Here is a 16,851-nt window from a genome sequence, read left to right on the forward strand (position 1 = left end):
GTGCAGGGTCTTGCGGCGAACCAGACGCTGACGGAGACCTTCAGCTACGAGATCACCGATGGTGACGGCGACAAGTCGCCGACGACGCTGACGATCACGATCAACGGCGCCGATGACGGCGTGAGTGTGAACGGGCTTGCGGCTGGCGCCGAGGAGACCGTCTATGAGAAGAACCTGGCCGACGGTTCGTCGCCGGATGCGGCGGCACTGACACAGACGGGCAGCTTCTCGGTGACGACGCCGGATGGGCTTTCCGGGCTAACGGTGAACGGCACTGCGGTGGTGACGGGCGGCACATTTGCCGTCGGCACGACGGTGGACACGGCGCTCGGGCTTCTGACGATCACCGGCTACACCCCGACGACGGTCAATGGCGTCGTGACGGGCGCGACCTTCACCTACAGCTACCTGCTGCAGGACAACAGCACGGCGCACGCTTCGGCTGGCACCGACGGTGGTGTGTTCGACAACTTCACCGTCGCCGTGACGGACGAGGACGGCTCGACCAACAGTGCAACGCTCAATGTCGAGATCATCGACGACGTGCCGACCGCTATCGATCCGGACCACTTGCACCTGACGAATAAGGCAGGGAGTGAGGCGACCGCCTATCTCGACGTAGACCGCAACGTTGACGATAATGTCGGCGCTGATCAGCTTGGAACCGTACGGTTTGCTTCGTCACTCCACGGCTCCGAAAGTGGATACACGTCGAGTGGTGCGGCGATCTATTACTACGTCTCCGGCAATAGTCTGATCGCAACCACCTCTTCGGTCAGTGCGGCAGACAACACCAAGTGGGTCTTTGAGGTTGAGCTAAACCAGGATGGTAGCCTAGCCACGGCGAACGACAGCTATACCGTCACGATGTACGGGAAGGTCGATTCAGCCAGCAATGTCAACTTCAATGGCGGGAACTACGCGTTCTCTGGCGGGAACACCAACTGGGTCGGATTCGTGCCCAATGGACAAATAAACAGCCCCCAAAACGATGATTCACCTGACCTTCTTATCACTCCCATCGGTGCCTCGGGCACAAAAGTCAATGGCAATGCCACCTCCCTTGGTGTGTCCGGGGGCGGCGGAGGCCAAAATATCGGTTCCGGAGAAGGCGTCCGACTCAACTTCGTTTCGGATCTAACGGGAACCCCTAGCAGCAGTGGTAACTATAGTCCGACTTCGCCGGGGCATGCGTTCGACGAGCACTATCTGGTCAATGGCGCCTCCGTCAAATTCGGCGGGATAGGCAACGGTCGTTCTACTGCGGTATTCATGGCTTCGGACGACAATGATTTCGGCCACCCCACAGAAGACAATCGCATCGACAATAGTACATCTGAAGCGATCACGAGAATGGTCATCAAACACTCCGGCGGAACTGCCACCGCCACGGATGACACGGTCGTCGTTGATTTCTCAACGGGGAACTCGCAATCGATTATAGTCGATGGCATTGCCTATCGGGTAACGCGGAACACTGTGACGAACATGGTCACAGTTGAGGGTCTCGTCGATAATACCACCGTTGCTGTCTACACCGCAGATCAGTACACAACTCTTGATGTTTCTTACGGTCAAGGCACTGGTACATTCTCGAACGCGACACAGACGTTTGCGCTCACAGGGTTAGGTAGCGCGGTTGTGGCGACTGATCCAGTAAGCATCTCCATTCCCGTAGAACTCGTCGATGCGGATGGCGACAAAGCTGCTGGCACATCGATCGATCTGACCCTCCAGCCTGAAAACCAGACGATGACCGGCGGTGCCTCTGCGGAAGTCTTTGCCGCCACATCACAGTCTGACAGTTTCGACGGTGCGGGCGGCGTGGACCTAGTTTCCTATCAATCGGCCTCAGCCGGGGTTGTTGCCAGCCTTACAGCACCTGCCGGGAATTCCGGCGAAGCAGCCGGCGACAGCTATACGTCGATCGAGGGCCTGATCGGCAGCTCGTACAACGATGTTCTGACAGGCGATGCCCTAGCCAACACCCTTGTAGGCCTTGACGGGAACGACAAGCTCTACGGCAATGCTGGCAACGACATCCTAGATGGGGGGCTCGGCAATGACACGCTCTATGGTGGGACCGGCTCCGACAGGATGACCGGCGGCGGGGGCAGCGACACCTTCGCGATCGATGCAGACTCCTTGCTCCCCGGCATTGATGACGTCATCACCGACTACAACTACACCGAAGGCGATAGCGTCGACCTGACGGCTCTGCTCGGCAATCTGCCAACGGGCACGAACCTCGACGGTAACTTTGTCCAGGTGGTCCAGGACGGTCAGAACGCCAATCTGCAGGTGGACACCGATGGCAGCGCTGGCAATGCTTCGGGGTGGCACACCGTCGCGGTGCTCGAAGACTTCCACGTTTCGACCGAGGTGGTGAAGATCCTGTTCACCGAAAACGGTGCGCCGAAGACACAGGACGTTTCATAAGCGCAACATCGATCTCGACAGTTCAGCGGTTCTCGGTAATCATCCGGGAACCGCATTTCCAGGGGGAGCCTTTTCATGATCAGAAGCATGCTGGTGGGGGCGATGGTCGCTCTTATGCCCGTTTCAGGTTTCGCGGCCGATCTCATCGTCGACTATGCGCCAGCCGCGCGGCTGTGCGCTGAAGCCAGCCAATCCTCGCTCACCGTTGATCAGGATGTCGCAACATTGACCAAGGAGGTCGTGTCGCGCATGGACGAGGCGATCGCTGTCGCCGACGATCCTCACTGGATCTCCTCGACGCGGCCGACTTTCGTCTGGGCGTCCGAGACCAAGGTTGCCTGCGGCAAGGCCTATGGCTACCTGCAGTCCAACTGGCGCGACGAGGATTACATCGCCAAATGCGATTGTTTCTACTCCAAGATGCGGAATTTCATGAATTGAGACAGTCGGTTTGATCGTCATGTCCCACGCTGTCGTTTCACCGGCCAGGCGGATGTCGTGCTGTCGGCAGTGGCTAGTCCTCGGCGTCCTCGCACTCGGTACACTTGCGGGCTGTCAAGGCGCACCCACGCCCCAGGATGTTCTCGACGTGGAATCGCCGCAGGCGAGGCACGCACGGCGCGCGGCCGAACATGCGGTAAAGCCGCAGGAAACCTTCGGCAGCGGCGCAACACGGATCGCGCTCATCACGGCATTGATGGCGCCGTCAGGCGAAACGGTACGCGAACGCGATATCCGCGACGGCGCGTCGCTCGCCATCGACGAGGTGGGTGGCGGCCAGCTCTCGTTGCTGGTCGAAAATACCGACGGTTCGCCACAGCAGATTCAAGAGGCGGCGAAGCGGCTTGCCAGCCAGAACGTCGCGCTCGTCGCGCTGTCGGTCGCCGACGTTCCTGTCAGCACCGTGCGCCAGGGTCTCAGCTCCTCCCGCGCGCCGCTTCTGGTCCTGCGGGGCAACGGCGCCGAGCGGCCGGCCGGCACTTTCGCTTTCGTGTCCGACCGCATCGACAGCGCCGTCGAGGGGGCATCCTATGCGGTGGCGTCCGGGCGCAAGCGACTCGTCGTGCTCTTGCCGAGCGATGTCTCCGCCGCCGAGCGGCAAAGGCTCGATCGCGGACTTGCCGGCTATGGCATCAAACCGGCGCTCGTCGCCGCGACGGGGACCACGGCATTCACCGGCGACGCGGCCTCCAAGGCCACGTTGAAAGACACGGACGGCGTGCTCCTGGTTGGCTCGGGGGATCCGGATGTCGGTGCGCTGTCGCAACTGAAGGCCAACGGCTATCTGAAACCGAACGCGATGGTCGTCGGAAGTTCCGGCTGGGCAAATGCTGCTTACAAGCGCCCTGAGCTCGCGGGCAGCCATCTCTGTCTGTTCGGCCCGGAAAACGGTTCCCGGATGACCTCGCGCTATCTCGATCGATACGAGCGGGCCGCAGGCACCGATGCGGCCTATGGCTTCGACGTAATCGCGCTTGCCGCCGGCCTGGTGCGCAGCCAGGGCGAGACCGCCATCACGCAGGAGAGCCTTCGGTCTCCAAACGGCTTCATCGGCGCGGCAGCAGCCTTCCGCTTCGAAAAGAATGGTTCCGTCGAGCGAACCTGCGCGGTCTACCAGGTCACCTCCGGCAGCGTGAAACTCATGGATCCAGCGCCGCGATCGTTCTGAAGCGCAAGCGCCGGTCTTAATCTCCGTTCACCTGCCTGAGGCGCGGCCATCCGGACTTGACGAACAGCCTGTGAGGTTTGGCGTCGGCGCGCGCTACTGGGCGGACTCGCCGGAGAACGGGCCCGACGGATGGGGAGTTCGAGCAGTGGTCACGTTCTTGTTCCCGAAATAGGAGGTCGGCGACGCCGGCTCTAGCCTTTTTCTGACCTGCCTTCACCGGAATGTTCCTCGCGCGAGCGCGGTGGTCATTTTGACTTAGGAGCGCTGAAGTCTGGCAAGCTGCGCGGATCGACGATTCTCGAGCAAGAAGGAGTGACCTTTGGAATCGCGCTGTCCAAGGAGGCTGAAGGACTTCCCTCACTTGGATTGGGATGCATAATCTTCCGCACGCTTAGTTCATCTGGCTCCCAGCTCTTGTCGAAGGCAAGTTCGGTCGGGCCGTAGAGGCGGAGATCACTTCACTTCCTCAATGTCGCCGAGCTTCCACGTCTTATCGAACAGCGGCTTTTCGGGGCCGTAGAACCGGAACAGCACTTCGAACTCACACCGCTCTTGGCGGGCACCCTGTTCGATTCCTTCCCCGCCGGCGTTTTGGGGCTCGTTGCAGACTGGTGAGATCAGTGACGGGGCCCAACCGGCCCTCGTGACGTCACAGACTACCTTGCATCCTGTGCGCTTTGATTGGCTTCCATGCGTTTCTTCTGGTCGTCCGGTGTCAGCTTCGGAGGTTGGACTGAGATCGTCAGCCTCTCGAGCTTGTCGGTGAACAAGAACGGAACCTGATAATCACGGTCATCGATCGGGGTGCCGGTCTTCGAGCCGATGTCGAAGGTCTCATCAACCGGCAGGATGAGCGATACGGTTCGTTGTATCGCCCGCGTCGCGACCGTCTTGCCGTCGACCGTCAGCGTCCCCGTGCCGCCACGACCGATGCCGCCATGTTGTTGAAGGCAAGCGTCGCGAAGCTAAGGCCGTCATATCTGAAATCAAACTCGACGGGGTGCTTGAAGTAGACCTGTCGCGTCTCAACCCCATTCCGGCCCTTCAATCCACCTTCTCGATGTCCCCTGGGACCCAGCTCTTGTCGAGGGCGGGTTCGGTCGGGCCGTAGAGCCGGAGGATGGCGAAGTATCCTCTGCCCGGCACGGTGGCGCGCCAGTTGCCTTGTTTGCCTTCGGGTGCCTGGGGTCCGAGGAAGATATCCGTGCTGCCGTCGGCGTTCTGCGCCGGCTTGTCCTTTGAACCAAGCGAAGGGAACGGCTGGCCATTGGCGAGACCCGAAGCGTTCTCCGCCTCATAGAGCGTCACCGACCAGAACAGGCGGGCCGGGATGTTGGCCGGCAGATTCAGGCGGTAGCTGCTGCCGCCCACCAGGGGCGTGCCCTCGCTGTCGGTGAAAGCGATCACATACATGGCGGCTGCGCCCGGACTTTTGGACACCATCCCGGGGCTGATCGAGTAATAGTTGGTGAACATCCAGATCCGGGCATCGAGGTCCAGATATGGATATGTTCCAGCGACATTTTCCCAGGCCAGATTCAAAGTGCCTGTTGGATTGGTGGGCGTCCCGTCTGGGAATGGATTTACCCAGCGGCGGTCCGAATACATGAGATAGGAGTTGCCACTGACCTTTTCGTCGAAGCCGATGACGCGACTCATCTTGTAACCGGTCTTCGCGGCCCGATCGAGGATCTCGCGGACGTGCGCATCCGGTGTGAACGGCTGACCCTTGACGATGCCGATCGCCGCCAGCATGCCGAGCCAATCCGGACCGGCGAGATTGTCGCCCTCCGAGTCCACGAACAGCTTGAGTTGCTGAAAGACGCTGCCATCGCTCATCGGCAGCATGTTGACCGGGATGTCAGAGGCGTCGGGGAACTTCATCGCCTTGGCGCCGCTTTCGCCGTTCAGTGGATAGATTCTCGTCTTTTCAAGGTGCGCGGCGGCCGGCGTCAGATTCTTCGGGTCTTCGTAGAACCCGCGCAGGAAGATGAAGACGTTGTTGGTCCCGGAACGGTAAACGAAGTAGCCTTTCGGCACCTCGCCTTTGTAACCGGGTGGGAGGATCAAGAACTTGCCGCCCTTACCGGCATCCGGCCCGAACAGCCCGACATCACCAAAGAACTTGCCACCATCGACCGGGATGGGGCGCTGCCAATAATCTAACAGGATGCCTTGCAGCATGGGTGGGGCATCCATCACCACCGGCCCATCTTTGCCCAAGTCAACGTAGCTCATCGCGTAGAGGAGGTCGGAGTTGGGAGTCGTCACCAGCGTCTTGGCGTCGAGTCTCTTCTTCCAGATCGGCAGGATGTTGTAGCCGGCGCCGAATGTCTTTTCCGACCCGACCTGCATCCCAAGGGTGTTGATCAACGGCAGCGCCCAGAGATAGGTCTGCGTCGCCCGTTGGAAGAGCAGTTCGTCGCGCAAGGTCTGCGCGGTCTCTTTTGTGGGCCGGCCTTCCGCGAACGGGAGGTTGGCCAACTTATCGAAGGAGGTCTCCTGAGCGAAAGCCTGCGTAGCAAGGCCGTTCATCGCCAGAGCGCCAGCCAGCGCGGCGACGAGGAGGTTGAGTGGGCGAGTGTTTGTCACTGTCATGACCCTTCGCGCTGTCTGGTCGATTCAGTTCGCCACCGTGATGGTCGGCGGAGTCCAGGTGCCGTCGAGGATCGCCGTGTCGGCCCAATAGGCGCGGATGTAGAGCGAGAACGTCCCTTCGGGCGCTGGCAGCCAGTTATTTTCCTTGTCCGCGCCCGGCGACTTGGCGCTGGCGTAAAGCGTCAGCGAGCCGTCCGCGTCGTATTTCAGGGTCTTGTTCTTCGTGCCCAGCGAATAGCGCTTCAGCGCGTTGGGGTGAAACAGGTGGACATCATTGTAGAGGGTGAGCGACCAGAAGCCCTTGACCGGCGGCGTCTGGCCCTTGGCAAAGGTGATCGTATAGACGTTTTGGCCGTTGAGTTGTGCACCCTCGTTGTCGTTGTCCGTGTAGATGTACTTGGTTTCCTCAGGCCGGTTGTCGTACATGTTCGACTTGGAGGTGCCCGTGCGATTGACGTAGTCGGTTCCCCACTCCGCGTTGTTTATTGGCGAATTCCAGCCATTGCCGACAGGGCGACCGTTATTGGCCCACTTAAGGAAAGGTGAGATCAGTTCGCCCTCGGCGGCGACAGCAATTTCCACAAGCGTCTTCTTGATCGCAGGATCCTTGGCGGCCGCGTCCAGCACGCTACCGATCCACTTGTAGAGGGCCTCCTCGCCCGGCATCGGCGGCACTTGTTTCATCACCTCAGGTAACTCGTCGAAGAAGGTTTCCGGGTTTACCCACTTGGTCTCGCCTTTGCCGGTAGATTTCGGTGCCGGAAAATGCGGAAGCTTGCTCCAATCCTTGATCTTCATCTTCCCGTCGAAGTCCGACAACGGGTAATAGACGACCTGGCTGAGCAACGGCTGGACGGCTTTTTGATCCTCCGCGCTGTCATCGATGAAGATGCGCGGAATGACAAAGGCAAGCGACGTGGAGGAGCGCACCACCGCCGTGATGCCGGCTGGCGTTTCGCCCTTCCAGTCTGGGCCGACCATCAGGTAGAAGCCGGGCTTGGTGCCGTATTGCTTGCCGATTTCGGAAAACTCGTCGGTGCGCGCGTCATAGTGCGCGTAGACCCAGAAGCGATCGCCAAAATCCGGTACCTGGAAGACGATCGGCTCTTTGTCCAGTGTCATCCAGCCGGCACCATACGCGACATCCTGGTTCGGGCAGGCGATGATCGTCTGGTCCGGGCTGATATACCCGGTCAGCATTGAGTTTCCGTTGAATGCGATTGGAACCACTCCGCCAATCAAGCCTGGTTCGGGCGCTTCGGCGAACGCTCTGGCACGATTGATGCTGTTGACCAGCGGCCAGCCCCACAGATACGCAATGCGCCCCACCGATTGCACGTAGGCCGTGGTCATGGCGGTGCCGCTCGGCGGGCCGGGAACCTGAGCGGCGGTTGTGGGTATGGGGACTTGTTGCGCCAAAGCCTTTCCGGGCAGCATCAAGAGGACCCCGGCGCCCAGCAAGGGGAAAAAAGACCGACGGTCAATTTCCCCGAACCGGTGGTGGCGTTGGTCGGTTCCGCAAGGCTTCATTGACATGTTTGAATTCCTCGGTTCTGTGAGGAGGACACTGGACGTGCATCGGCAACCCGTCCCGCGGTACGCTAAACGTACTTAAGAGATCGTCGAACCGATATTGCCCTTTGGGGAAGTGCAGACTGCAAAATGGAAGCTGAGTGCGGATTTCGGTACCTGGCAATGGGGGGCGGCGTTGCTGCCGAACATGGAGGAGAAGAAGCCGCCGCGCTGCTGGCTCTGCGCGGTCTGCTCCACCAGTTCCTCGATGCGGCATTGAGCCGCCTCCAGCGCCAGCTCCTGCACGACGATCGCCTGTGCCATTTAATAGGGTGCACCCGGCTGCTGGCCGATCCGCTCCTGGATGAAATGGTCGGATTGAGCGTCGCGCGGGCCGGATTGGTGTTCAACATGGGCGAGCTTGAACAACAGGCCGTCAATGGCCTGTTGTTCGTTGCGATCCCTGAGATGTCTTCCTTGCTATCTGCGGAGACTACTACTCACGCTCGCCAGTGAAGTTCAACAGCAACTGGAAGATGTTGACGAAATTCAGATAGAGCGACAAAGCGCCGAAGACGGCGAGCTTCTGCTGGGATTCCTGGTCGAAGTTGTCGGCATACTGCTCCTTGATGTTCTGCGTATCCCAGGCAGTCAGGCCGACGAAGACGACGATACCGATTACCGAGACGGCAAACTGAAGAGCGCTCGAGCCGAGGAAGATGTTGACGATCGAGGCAATCACTACGCCGATCAGGCCCATGATCAGGAACGAGCCCAATTTCGCCAGGTCGCGTTTCGTCACATAGCCGTAGAGGCTCGTCGCACCGAACATCGTGGCAGCGATGAAGAAGGTGCGGGCGATGCTGGCTCCGGTGAAGACCAGGAAGACCGAGGCGAGCGATAGACCCATGACGGCACAGAAGGCCCAAAAGGTCATCTGCGCTGAGGATGCCGACATCGTATGCATCTTGAATGAAAAGAAAAAGACGAAGGCGAGCGGCGCTAGCATCACCACCCACTTCAGCGGGGTGGAAAAGATCGGCACGTAGAGCGCCGGCGTCGTGCCGACGATGAAGGCCACAAGGCCCGTCACGACAAGGCCGAGGCCCATATAGTTGTAGACGCGCAGCATATGCTGGCGAAGGCCCTCGTCGAGGGCCGCGGCCGAAGCTTGGCTCATGCCGCCGAAGCGGTTCTGGTTCGAATACATGAAGGTTTCCTCAGTAAAGTGAGTTTTTGAGAAGCTCGGCCTCATCGCTGAGGCCGATATCCGGCGTGCTTGAGACGACGGCATAGGCGACCTCGCCGACCTGCCACCAGGCAGCCTCGGCGTTGGAAAGATTGAGGTCCTTCACGGGCTCGACCGCGAAGTGACCGGGCCTGCCGGCGAAGAGTGATATGAGTGTGCCTGCATCGGTCTTGACGCTCGTCTCGACGCTGGGCCCGAAATCCGAGGGGAACACCTGGACGTCGACGACGTTCCAGTCCTTCGGAAGTTCCGGCATGACGATGGCGGTCGCGGCACGAATGTCGTTCCGGTCGTAGGTTTGCACTTCCGGCTGTGACGGCATTCCCGCCCTGACGAGCGAGGTCTGATGCGCGCGGATGGCGTATTCCACGAAAGCCGGCGGATGGGCCGAGGCATTGACTTCGCTCGGACCGACGGACGAATGGGCAATCCACCCTACCGAAATCATCAAGCCGACCGCCGCCACCTTCTGCAGGGAACTCCACACGCGCGCATTCGCCAATCCCGACGAAAGGCGGCGAGCCGCCTCGCGCGTCTCGGGGCGTCCGGCAACGACATCCGATGTCATCGCCAGCTTGAGCGTGGTCCGCATTCCGAGGTCAGCCATGACGCGAGCCGCCGCATCAGGATTCCTTGCAAGCCAAGTCTCAACCCGAAGCCCACCGGCCGCATCGAGTTGGTTGTCCACATAGGCATCGAGATCGGTATCGATAATCGTGTCGACGTCAGTCATTATCGCCTCCGACAAGCCTCAGGTGGTTGGGCTTTTTCGTTCCGTCTTCGAAGTCTCTCAGACTCGCTCTTGCGCGGGAGACGCGCGACATCAAAGTCCCGACGGGAATGTCGAGTATGTCGGCAGCCTCTTGATAGGAGAGGTCCTCGACGGCAACGAGATGCAAGGCCTCGCGCTGCTCCTGCGGAAGCAGCATGAACGCTTCGCGGACCTGAGCCAGCCGCACGCTGTGCTCCTGGTGGGCGGGGTAAGACGATCCGGCTTCCTGCGCCGTCTGGTCGTCACGCTGGCCACGAGAGATCGTGGATCGCAAGCGGTCGATATGCGTGTTGCGAACGATCGCGAAAAGCCAGTTTCTAAGGTTCGCTCCAGACCGGAAAGTCGAGCGTCGTTCGTAGGCTCTCAGGAGAGCGTCATGAACGAGATCCTCGGCGTCCGGCGAATTGCGCGCAAGCGAGCGGGCATAGCGCCGCAGCGCAGCCAACTGCCCAATAATATCAAAGGCGCCTTTCTTCGAATCCATACCCGCATATACGGAGCGAGCGCGGTTTCTCATCCACTGCGCGGAAAAAAATATGAAAAAATCTGAGAATTACCGTCGAGACCGGGCACCGGACCTGCCGGCCGCAGGCAGATTGGGCCTGCCGAAATCCTTGGCCCGTGTCGGCCTCTCACGTGTCGTGCGCGCCGCAGATGCAATATCGGACCATCGAGCAAAGCCGTGATGATCCGATACAATTTCTCGTCCTGTTACAACCGCGAGACGCGAGGTCTTGTCGGATTTGTTCTACGCAGGCTGCTGCGTTTGCCGGCTGACCTTGCTGACGAAACCGACGATCAGCACGAAGGTCAGCGCCTCGACGGCAGCCACCAGCCACAGCCCGTGGGTCATGACGCCGGTCGTGTCCTTCAGATAGCCCATGAGATAGGGGGCGCCGAAGCCGGCGAGGTTCGCCACCGAGTTGATGAGCGCGATACCGACCGCTGCAGCCGAACCCGCCAGGCAATGGTTCGGCATCTGCCAGAAGACCGGGATTGCGGACATGGTGCCGACGATCGCAAGCGCCAGGGCAGCGAGCGACAGGGCAGCGCTGGCCGGAAGGACAAAGCCCAGGGCCATGAGGCCGGTGGCACCCGCGAGTGCTGCAAAGGCGCAGTGGTAGCGCACCTCCGAGGTGCGATCGGAATGAATGCCGTTCAGGATCATGCCCGCAGCACCGCCGAGATAGATGGCTGCCATGATCCAGCCGACCGTCGCGGGGCTGGAGAAGCCGATCTCTCGCACCACGGAGGGGCCGAAGAAAGTCAGCGTCGAGTTCGCCATGATGATGCAGAAATAGATGGCGATGAATTTCCATACGGTCGGGTTCTTCAGCGCCTTGAGCACGCTGTGCTCACGATGGCCGAGAGCCTTCTTGTCCTGCTCGATGTCCTGGATGAGCAGGGCCTTTTCCTCCGAGGTCAGCCAATGCGCCTTCTCAGGCTTGTCGGTCAGATAGAAGATGGTGGCGATGCCGGCGAATATCGACGGGATGCCTTCGAGCAGGAACACCCACTGCCAGCCGGCCCAGCCGTTGGCGCCGCCGAGCTGCGTCATGATTGTGCCTGCCAGCGGGCCGCCGATGACGCCGGCAAGAGCCGAGGCCGACATGAAGAGGCCGAAGGCCCTGGCGCGACGCAGCGATGGATACCAATAGGTCAGGTAGAGGATGATGCCGGGATAGAAGCCGGCCTCGAACACGCCGAGCAGGAACCGCAGCGTATAGAACTGCCAGGGCTGGGTGACGAACATCATCAGCACGCAGATGATGCCCCAGCCGATGGTGATGCGGGCGATCGTGGCGCGGGCGCCGATCCGTTCAAGCCACATGTTGCTCGGCACCTCGAAGAAGAAATAGCCGAGGAAGAAGATGCCGGCACCGAGGCCATAAACGGTTTCGCTGAACTGTAGGTCCTGCAGCATGGTGAGCTTCGCGAAACCGACATTGACCCGGTCGATCCATGCCAGGATCCACAGGAACATCAGGAAGGGAAGGAGCCGCCATGTCACCTTGCGGTAGACCGACTCGAGATTTTCAGGGTTCGCGGCGGGTGAGCCGCCTCTATGCCCCGCATGTGCTGCCGATGCCATTGTGGACTACCTCCCGTATAAGCCCATTTCAGGATACCGGCCGCTATGCGGCCGGCGTGATAACCTCCTGCGCCTCTTTTACGAGAGCGCCTAGTCGATAGCGGCTGATGTTTGCGATCTGCCGCAGTGCTTCCGCAAGCTCGGCGTCGGTCTCCCGTCCGATGCGATGCTTGAACTCGGCAAAGATGCCGGCCTTGGTGTAGTGGCGAACGCAAACGATGAAGGGAAAGCCGTGCCGGGCGCGATAGCGGCGGTTCAGATCGTCGATCAGCGCCATCTCGTGGCCCGCCAGGCTGTCGAGCCCGGCCGTTCCCTGTTCGACGGTCGACTCCGCGGTCATCCGGCCTTGCTTGGCCTCCTTGCCGGCAAGGTCTGGATGCGCGCCCAGGAATTCGACCTTGGACGCCGTGTCACGGGCCAGGATCTGGCCGAACATCGTACCATGCAATGCCTCGACGTCGGCGAACGGCCGCTTCTGCCAGCTGCGCTGCGCGACCCAAGGCGAATTCTCGAAGACAGGACCGAGGTAGGCGACGAACGCGTCGCAGTCCATTTGGTTGATCGCGTCGATATCAAGCATGTCTTGCCCTGAAGTTGAGCCGCCGCATCGGGGCGTTTCCTATGCGAACGGTGCTCGGTGGGGGCGATTTGGTCAACGCGGGTAGGCAAATACCCATTATTAGCCAGACGAATAAAAGGTGGTGTTGACCTATTGGCCGGCTCGCCCTGCCGGATTTTGTTGGCTATTCTGAAAATCAGATGTCGAAAGAAGATACCGTTGACGCACATCTCCTAAAGGTGTTCTGCGCGCTCATGGCCGAGGGCAGTGTGACGCGTGCCGCGGTCAAGCTGGAGCAATCCCAGCCGGCGGTCAGCCTAGCGCTTGGCAAGCTGCGCGAGATCTTTTCCGACCAATTGCTTGTGCGCGGCCGTGACGGAATGGTCCCGACGGAGCGCGCTCTGGCGATTTTGCCGCGCGCTCAGGCCCTGTTGGCCGATCTCACCGGCTTGGTCGACGCCACGGCGCCGTTTGACGCCTCATCAAGCAATCACAGCTTCACGATCGCCTCGCCGGACTACATGGCGCCGGTGTTCCTGTCGGAAATTGTCGATCAGATCAGGCGCAAGGCGCCGAATGCGAGCCTCGTGATCCGGGCGCTCGGTCCCGACTTCGACTTCGAGGGGGCGCTTGCCCGGGGTGACGTCGATGTCGTCATTGGCAACTGGCCGTCTCCGCCCGCCTATCTCAAGCGCTCGATCCTCCTGCAGGACGACATCGTTTGCCTGATGCGGGATAGCCATCCTCTGGCGCAGGGCGAATTCAGCGACGCCGACTATCTGGCGGCCGCCCATATCGTGCCGGTGGCCTATTCGATGGCCCATCGCGGTGTCGTCGAAACCCACTTGTCGAGCCTCCGGGTCAGCCGGGCGCGCACCGTGGCGCTTTCCTATTTTACGACCGCTCCGTACCTCTTGCTGCAGTCGGACCTGATCTTTTCCACCAGCCGTCATTTTGCCAGCTACTTTGCGGGGCTTTTGCCGCTCGTCGTACGCCAGCCGCCGATCGAGTTCCCGCAAATGGTCTTCCACATGCTATGGCATGACCGCTCGCATCATTCGCCGATGCACCGGTGGCTGCGCGAGATCATCATGCAGGCGCGCAACAGGATCATCAGCTAGATTTCGGAACGAAGTGGCTGCTCTCGGAGTAACCGGACAGTCGCGCCCAATCCTTCATCGCCGTGTCGGCGGCGGCCCAACAGAGTTGCGGACCACCAGGTCGGGCCTCAGCAGGATCTCCGTTTCTGAAGGGGTGCGGTTCGAAAGCATCTCTAGAAGCAGTGCCATCGCCTGCTTGCCGATCGCGGTCCGTGGTTGGCGGATCGTGGTCAGGGAAGGGGTCATGAAACTGGCTTGCGGGACGTCATCGAAGCCGGTGACCGAAAACTGATCCGGTATCTCATAGCCGCGCGCTTTGAGGCCAAGCGCGACACCAAGAGCAGTCTGATCGTTGACACACATGAAGGCGGTCGGAAGGTCGTCGCGCATGAAGAGCTGCTCCAGCGCCAGCCTGCCGCTTTCCACCGTTCCGTCGCCTTCGAGGATAAGGCGGCGGTTCGGGGGGATGCCGGCCGCGGCAAGTCCGGCCTCGTACCCCGACCGACGACGGCCATAGGCAAGGCGCGTATGGGAGTCTCCGATGAATGCGATCCGCCGATGCCCTTCGGAAATGAGAAGATCAACGGCCTTGCGCGCGCCCTCGACGTCGTCGACGCCGACATAGGGAATGCCTCCGTTGAAGACGGGCTCGAAGACACCGACTGTCGGCGGCAGGCGCGGCGTCACCTCCTGATGGCCGAAAGGAAGAATGCCGGTAAACAGGATCAGGCCGGCCGCCTGGTTCGAGTTGAAGAATTTCAGATATTCCAACCCGCGTTGGGCATCATTCTGGGTATGCCCGATCAGCACGCCGTAGCCATGGGCACGCGCTTCATTTTCAAGGCCAACCAGAATGCTGGAGAAGTTCGGATCGCCGATATCGGGCGCGACCACGAGTATCATGTTCGAGCGCCCCAGCCTCAGGCTGCGCGCCATGGCGTTGGTGGTGTAGCCCGTCAGCGCAATAGCCTGGTTGACCTTCAGCCGCGTGGACTTGGCAACCTTCTCCGGCATGTGAATGGCCCGCGAAACTGTCGCGATCGACACTTCGGCGATCCGTGCGACATCTTCGATGGTTGCGGGGGTGGAATCGGACACTCGCTTGGCCTCGGGCTTTGTTGCGAGACACTACACAGACTTGCCTGACGGTCAAACGCGCAGGCCGAAAAAATTGTCTTACAAGCATGATGTAAACCTTTACATCGGGCAGTGTAAAGGTTTACATCATTGAAAAAGCGGTGGAGGCCGCAGGGAGGGGAATATGACCACGGAGGTTGTCGACGGGGCTCCCGTCGTGCTGTCTGCGCGCCGCATCAGTAAATCCTTCAGCGGCGTGCAGGTGCTTTTCAGCGTCGATTTCGAGCTGCGCCAGGGCGAGATTCACGCGCTGATGGGCGAGAACGGCGCCGGTAAATCCACGCTCGTCAAGATATTGTCCGGCTTCGAGCAACCGACCTCGGGCGAGATCCTGCTCGACGGCCAGTCGGTGAAGCTCCCGGCAAACGGTGCGGCCGAAGCGCTCGGCATCGTCATCATCCATCAGGAATTCAATCTGGCCGAACATCTCACCGTCACCGAGAGCCTGTTTCTCGGCCGCGAAGTGACCAGGTTCGGCGTGCTTGACCGCAAGTTCATGCGCGCGGAAACGCGCCGCGTTCTCGATCTCCTCGGCTCCCATGTCGACGAGAACGCGATGATCGGCTCGCTGTCGATCGCCGAAAAGCAGATGGTGGAGATTGCCAAGGCTATCAGCCGTGACGCGCGTGTCGTCTTCATGGACGAGCCGACCGCCGTCCTTTCTCGCGAAGAAACGAACTTTCTGTTCCGCTTGGTGCGCAAGCTGCGCGACAAGGGAACGAGTTTCGTCTTCGTGTCGCACAAGCTCGACGAGGTCATGGAACTCACCGATCGCGTGACGGTGTTGCGCGACGGCCAATGGATCAAGACATCGCCGACCTCCATCCTCGACGGCGAGGCGATCGCCCAGTTGATGGTTGGCCGTGAGCTTTCGAGCCTCTATCCCGCCAAAAGCGAACCCGACTTCGACGAGGAGGTCGTGCTGCGCGTCAGTTCGGTCTCAACAGGCTACGTTAGGGACGCAAGCTTCGAGGTCCGCCGCGGCGAAATCCTCGGTTTTTCCGGGATGATCGGTTCGGGTCGGACGGAATTGATGGAGGCGATCGTCGGATTGCGCCCGCGTGTGTCCGGCGAGGTTCTCGTTCGTGGCCAGCCGGTTTCATCCGGTGACGTGCACGCGGTCAACAAGGCCGGTCTCGCATACATGACCAAGGACCGGAAAGCCAAGGGGCTGTTGCTCAATGCCGGGATGATGGCGAACCTGACGCTGCAGTCGCTCGGTCGCCATAGCCGCCTCGGCTATCTCGATCCGGGAAGCGAGGAGGCGGCTCTGGTCAAGGCGCGCCGCCGCTTCGACATCCGCGTCAGGGATGACAAGATTGTCGCCGGACGCATGTCCGGTGGCAACCAGCAGAAGCTGCTTCTCGCCAAGGTAATGGAAACCGACCCTGGTATCATCATCATCGACGAGCCGACCCGCGGCATCGACGTCGGCACCAAGCAGCAGATCTACCACTTCATCTCGGCGCTCGCCCGGGACGGTCGCTCGATCATTGTCGTCTCATCGGAGATGCCCGAGGTCATAGGCCTATGCAGTCGCGTGGTGGTCATGCGCGAAGGCCATATCGCCGGCATTCTCGAGGGGGACGAGATCTCCGAGCAGGAGATCATGCGCTACGCCGCAGGATTGAAGAGGAAGACGGCGGCCTGAGGCGGCCGCGGCGCATCCTGCGCAGATGCCGAGAACAACAAGATTCCCGACAGGTGGGACGGAGGTTCAATTG

15 protein-coding genes and 1 pseudogene are annotated in these 16,851 nt (G+C 60.6%); 6 read left to right on the forward strand and 10 right to left on the reverse strand.

The annotated features are described in order from the left end of the window. The 3 genes from AC070A_RS33045 to AC070A_RS33055 form a co-directional block, all read left to right on the forward strand. Positions 1–2,439, forward strand: a 2,439-nt coding sequence (locus AC070A_RS33045; RefSeq protein ID WP_494773632.1) for a type I secretion C-terminal target domain-containing protein, incomplete at its 5' end; no start/stop codon positions are given. A gap of 75 nt (positions 2,440–2,514) precedes the next feature. After that, positions 2,515–2,880 carry a hypothetical protein gene (locus AC070A_RS33050; RefSeq protein WP_058327889.1) on the forward strand — a complete coding sequence of 122 codons (366 nt, stop codon included), beginning with the start codon at positions 2,515–2,517 and terminating at the stop codon, positions 2,878–2,880. A gap of 148 nt (positions 2,881–3,028) precedes the next feature. Next, a complete protein-coding gene (locus AC070A_RS33055) occupies positions 3,029–4,108 on the forward strand; it encodes an ABC transporter substrate-binding protein (RefSeq protein WP_492384070.1) in 1,080 nt (359 codons plus the stop codon). Positions 4,109–5,152: 1,044 nt separating this feature from the next. Here AC070A_RS33055 and AC070A_RS33060 read toward each other — a convergent pair. The 7 genes and pseudogenes from AC070A_RS33060 to AC070A_RS33090 form a co-directional block, all read right to left on the reverse strand. Beyond that, the gene (locus AC070A_RS33060) at positions 5,153–6,706 is read right to left on the reverse strand and encodes a DUF1254 domain-containing protein (protein ID WP_494773633.1); all 1,554 of its coding nucleotides are present in this window, start codon (positions 6,704–6,706) and stop codon (positions 5,153–5,155) included. Positions 6,707–6,730: 24 nt separating this feature from the next. Beyond that, entirely contained in the window at positions 6,731–8,143 is a 1,413-nt protein-coding gene (locus AC070A_RS33065) for a DUF1254 domain-containing protein (protein ID WP_492384410.1), read from the reverse strand. A 174-nt stretch (positions 8,144–8,317) separates the two neighbouring features. Continuing rightward, positions 8,318–8,542, reverse strand: a complete 225-nt coding sequence (locus AC070A_RS33070) for a hypothetical protein (RefSeq protein ID WP_492384068.1) — start codon at positions 8,540–8,542, stop codon at positions 8,318–8,320. Beyond that, positions 8,543–8,662, reverse strand: a pseudogene (locus tag AC070A_RS33075) (DUF2076 domain-containing protein); the annotation flags it as partial. A 52-nt stretch (positions 8,663–8,714) separates the two neighbouring features. Then, positions 8,715–9,428: a Bax inhibitor-1/YccA family protein gene (locus tag AC070A_RS33080; protein WP_110881625.1), complete on the reverse strand. Its 714-nt coding sequence runs from the start codon at positions 9,426–9,428 to the stop codon at positions 8,715–8,717. A gap of 10 nt (positions 9,429–9,438) precedes the next feature. Continuing rightward, positions 9,439–10,200, reverse strand: coding sequence for an anti-sigma factor family protein (locus AC070A_RS33085; RefSeq protein WP_492384067.1), 762 nt, complete (start codon positions 10,198–10,200; stop codon positions 9,439–9,441). Next, entirely contained in the window at positions 10,193–10,684 is a 492-nt protein-coding gene (locus tag AC070A_RS33090; RefSeq protein ID WP_492384409.1) for a sigma-70 family RNA polymerase sigma factor, read from the reverse strand. The genes AC070A_RS33085 and AC070A_RS33090 overlap by 8 nt, the downstream gene beginning before the upstream one ends. Here AC070A_RS33090 and AC070A_RS33095 point away from each other — a divergent pair. After that, positions 10,616–10,789 (forward strand): hypothetical protein, encoded by a 174-nt coding sequence (locus AC070A_RS33095; protein ID WP_255571415.1) that lies wholly within the window; start codon positions 10,616–10,618, stop codon positions 10,787–10,789. The two genes, AC070A_RS33090 and AC070A_RS33095, sit on opposite strands and share 69 nt — an antisense overlap. Positions 10,790–10,987: 198 nt before the next feature. Here the strand turns inward: AC070A_RS33095 and AC070A_RS33100 are convergent, their stop codons facing one another. Further along, positions 10,988–12,331 carry an MFS transporter gene (locus AC070A_RS33100; RefSeq protein ID WP_492384066.1) on the reverse strand — a complete coding sequence of 448 codons (1,344 nt, stop codon included), beginning with the start codon at positions 12,329–12,331 and terminating at the stop codon, positions 10,988–10,990. 43 nt (positions 12,332–12,374) lie between these two features. Then, positions 12,375–12,911, reverse strand: a complete 537-nt coding sequence (uraD, locus tag AC070A_RS33105; RefSeq protein WP_112948336.1) for a 2-oxo-4-hydroxy-4-carboxy-5-ureidoimidazoline decarboxylase — start codon at positions 12,909–12,911, stop codon at positions 12,375–12,377. A 179-nt stretch (positions 12,912–13,090) separates the two neighbouring features. Here uraD and AC070A_RS33110 point away from each other — a divergent pair, with 179 nt between their 5' ends. Further along, a complete protein-coding gene (locus AC070A_RS33110) occupies positions 13,091–14,011 on the forward strand; it encodes a LysR family transcriptional regulator (protein ID WP_218373600.1) in 921 nt (306 codons plus the stop codon). Between the two features lie 54 nt (positions 14,012–14,065). On the opposite strand, the gene AC070A_RS33115 is transcribed toward AC070A_RS33110, so the two are convergent. Further along, positions 14,066–15,088, reverse strand: coding sequence for a LacI family DNA-binding transcriptional regulator (locus tag AC070A_RS33115; RefSeq protein ID WP_492384064.1), 1,023 nt, complete (start codon positions 15,086–15,088; stop codon positions 14,066–14,068). A 163-nt stretch (positions 15,089–15,251) separates the two neighbouring features. Here AC070A_RS33115 and AC070A_RS33120 point away from each other — a divergent pair, with 163 nt between their 5' ends. Further along, the gene (locus tag AC070A_RS33120; protein ID WP_057249656.1) at positions 15,252–16,778 is read left to right on the forward strand and encodes a sugar ABC transporter ATP-binding protein; all 1,527 of its coding nucleotides are present in this window, start codon (positions 15,252–15,254) and stop codon (positions 16,776–16,778) included. Positions 16,779–16,851 lie beyond the last annotated feature (73 nt).

The sequence above is a fragment of the Ensifer sp. GW101-20A05 genome, assembly GCF_059424735.1.